Consider the following 2,599-nt stretch of genomic DNA (forward strand, 5'->3'; position numbering starts at 1 on the left):
CTTTGTTTTTTTGGTGCGAATACATGCTGGTCAGCGGCACATCCTGATTGAGCGTGTAAACCGCCATTTCAAATGCGGTAAAGTGCGGATAGAGGATGATGACTTTTTCGCCGGCGGCGAGGGCTTCATCGAGATGGTGTTTGTCTTGATAGCGTACCAACGAGCGCAGCTTGTCCGCAGGCGCGTACCAGTAGAGGCCGTATTCGAGCATCAGCTTGGCCATGTGTTGGAAATGGCGTTTGAGCAGGGCAGTGCGCTGGCTGTCGCTCAGCTCGGGAAAGCATTTTTTGAGGTTGACCTCGCCGACTTTGCGGCGCGGTTTGACCGCGTAATAAGCGAGAATGCCGATCGCGTCGGCAATCTTGTGCAACACGCAAAAAGGCAGCAGGCGGATGAGGTAGAGAAAAAGGAAGGCGGCTTTCATGAAGGCTCGCTGTATGTGGGCAAAGGGTTATTATAACCGAAAGGCCGTCTGAAAACGGGCTGGAACACTATTTCAGACGGCCTGAATGTCGGCTTACCATTGGAAACGGCCGCGCTTGACCTGTAGGCCGTCAGGGTTGAGTTGCGAAGCCAATCCGTGATTGCGCAGGGCGTGGGTAAGGGCGACGGCGAGTCCGTCGGCGGCATCGGCTTGAGGCGTGCCTGAAAGTGCAAGCATTTGGACCACCATATGCTGCACCTGCTCTTTGGCGGCCTTGCCCTTGCCGACCACAGCCTGCTTGACCTGAAGCGCGGTGTATTCAAATACGGGCAAATCGTGCATGACTAAAGCGGCAATCGCCGCACCGCGTGCCTGACCGAGCATCAAAGTCGCGGCCGGATTGACGTTGACGAAGACTTGCTCGATGGCCGCCTGATGCGGCTGATAGTGGCGGATGATTTCGTCGATATGGCGGACAATCACGGCGATGCGTTCGGAAAGCGACGCGCCGGTCGGCGTTTTGATACAGCCGGAAGCAACATAATGATGCTCGCGGCCGTGGACATCGATCACGCCGAAGCCGGTCACGCGGCTGCCGGGGTCGATGCCGAGAATGCGTGTGGGTTGGAACTGGGACATAGTGCGTGTTTAAAGTAATCGGTGTTTCAGGGCAGGCAGGCGCGTGCGCACGCTTTGCAGGCGCGCAGTATCCAAATCGGCACAAATCACGCCTTCGCCTTCCAGCAACGTCGCCAACACATCGCCCCAAGGGTCGATAATCATACTGTGGCCGAATGTGCGGCGGCCGCTTTCATGCAGTCCGCCTTGTGCCGACGCAATGACGTAGCATTGGTTTTCCACCGCACGGGCGCGCAGCAGCAATTCCCAATGCGCCTTGCCGGTCGTGTAAGTAAACGCGGCCGGCAACAGCAAAACATCAAACGGCTGCTGGGCGCGGAAAAACTCAGGAAAGCGCAAATCGTAGCAGACGCCGGCCGCTAGCGGAACATCGTCCACGCTTAACTTCGGCACATCGTTTCCCGCCAGTATCGTATCGGCTTCGGCGTAGCGTTCGCCCAAACCGGAAAAGCCGAAAAGATGCATTTTGTGGTAAAGCCCGATTTGGTTGCCGTCGCGGTCATACACCAGCATTGTGTTCATCACCTTGCCAGCGTCTGGGCTTTGCAACGGAACCGTACCGCCAAATAGCACCACGCCGCATTCCCTTGCCGTTTCGCTTAAGGCCGTCTGAAAACGGGTGTGGCAGGTTTTGCCAACTCGTCCATCATCCAAAGGCTCGGCAAATGCCAGCTTGTCCGTATCGTTTTTGCCCATCAGCGGCCAATATTCGGGCAGCAACACCCAATCCGCTCCTTGTTCAGCAGCCTCGCGGACAAGGCGTTTCATGGTGGCAATATTGGTTTCGGGGTCGGTAGACGACACCATTTGCACAGCAGCGGCGCGTAAAGAGCGCATCATCAAAACTCCTGTCAGATTTTGCAAGAATTGTAACTTGTTTACGCACAAGGCCGATACAATCGTCACACAATTCCTCTCCAAAAAAGGATAAACCATGAACTTGAAACTTCTCCTCACTGCTGCACTTTCCACCGCCGCACTTGCCGCACATGCCGACGTACAGCTCTACGGCAGCATCAAAAGCGGCATCGAAACCTCGCAAACCCGTTTCGGCGGCCAAACATACAGCCGAACCGCCATTGCCGACCAAGGCAGCCATATCGGTTTACGCGGCTCGCATCCGATTGGCGGCGGAACGAATTTTATTTGGGAAGTCGAACAAGACACGCCGGTCGGCAAAAACGGCTCCATCCGCCAAGACTGGCGCGAACGTCGAGACAATTTTGGCCGTTAAAGGAAAGATTGGATAGTAAAGGCCGTCTGAAAGATTTTCAGACGGCCTGTTTTTTATAGTGAGGTCGATTGATTTAAAGAATACACTTAAAAGGCGGTAATCAATAATATCTTAATATTTTCAAAATTTAACAGTTTTGTGTAACTTATTGATTAATTAATAGATTAATAAGATATTGGTTGATTGATTAGAAAACCAGCATTGTCTTTGCTTGAAAATTAATAAATTATTAAGTAAGGTTAAATGCAAGCGGTTTTATCCGTGAGTTAAATATTAATCAATAAGATAGGATGGTATAACCA

Annotated in this window: 4 protein-coding genes; 1 reads left to right on the forward strand and 3 read right to left on the reverse strand. The window is 52.7% G+C overall.

Features of this window, described 5'->3' with window-relative positions; translation table 11 throughout:
• The 3 genes from ACTHUE_RS15230 to ACTHUE_RS15240 form a co-directional block, all read right to left on the reverse strand.
• On the reverse strand, window positions 1–424 hold a 424-nt coding region (locus tag ACTHUE_RS15230), incomplete at its 3' end, for an LpxL/LpxP family acyltransferase (RefSeq protein WP_440423912.1).
• A gap of 93 nt (window positions 425–517) precedes the next feature.
• The gene (gene ruvC, locus ACTHUE_RS15235) at window positions 518–1,063 is read right to left on the reverse strand and encodes a crossover junction endodeoxyribonuclease RuvC (protein ID WP_003684216.1); all 546 of its coding nucleotides are present in this window, start codon (window positions 1,061–1,063) and stop codon (window positions 518–520) included.
• Between the two features lie 9 nt (window positions 1,064–1,072).
• Window positions 1,073–1,903: a carbon-nitrogen hydrolase family protein gene (locus tag ACTHUE_RS15240; protein WP_070824358.1), complete on the reverse strand. Its 831-nt coding sequence runs from the start codon at window positions 1,901–1,903 to the stop codon at window positions 1,073–1,075.
• A gap of 94 nt (window positions 1,904–1,997) precedes the next feature.
• Here ACTHUE_RS15240 and ACTHUE_RS15245 point away from each other — a divergent pair, with 94 nt between their 5' ends.
• On the forward strand, window positions 1,998–2,297 hold the full coding sequence (locus ACTHUE_RS15245; RefSeq protein ID WP_107792239.1) for a porin: 300 nt from the start codon (window positions 1,998–2,000) through the stop codon (window positions 2,295–2,297).
• The last annotated feature ends 302 nt before the right edge of the window (window positions 2,298–2,599 follow it).

This window comes from Neisseria sp. P0021.S005, from assembly GCF_051956955.1.

Excerpts from the sequence above, each read along its gene's own strand:
- ruvC (WP_003684216.1), bottom strand. The coding sequence starts at position 1,063 with ATGTCCCAGTTCCAACCCACACGCATTCTCGGCATCGACCCCGGCAGC.
- ACTHUE_RS15245 (WP_107792239.1), top strand. The coding sequence starts at position 1,998 with ATGAACTTGAAACTTCTCCTCACTGCTGCACTTTCCACCGCCGCACTT.
- ACTHUE_RS15240 (WP_070824358.1), bottom strand. The coding sequence starts at position 1,903 with ATGATGCGCTCTTTACGCGCCGCTGCTGTGCAAATGGTGTCGTCTACC.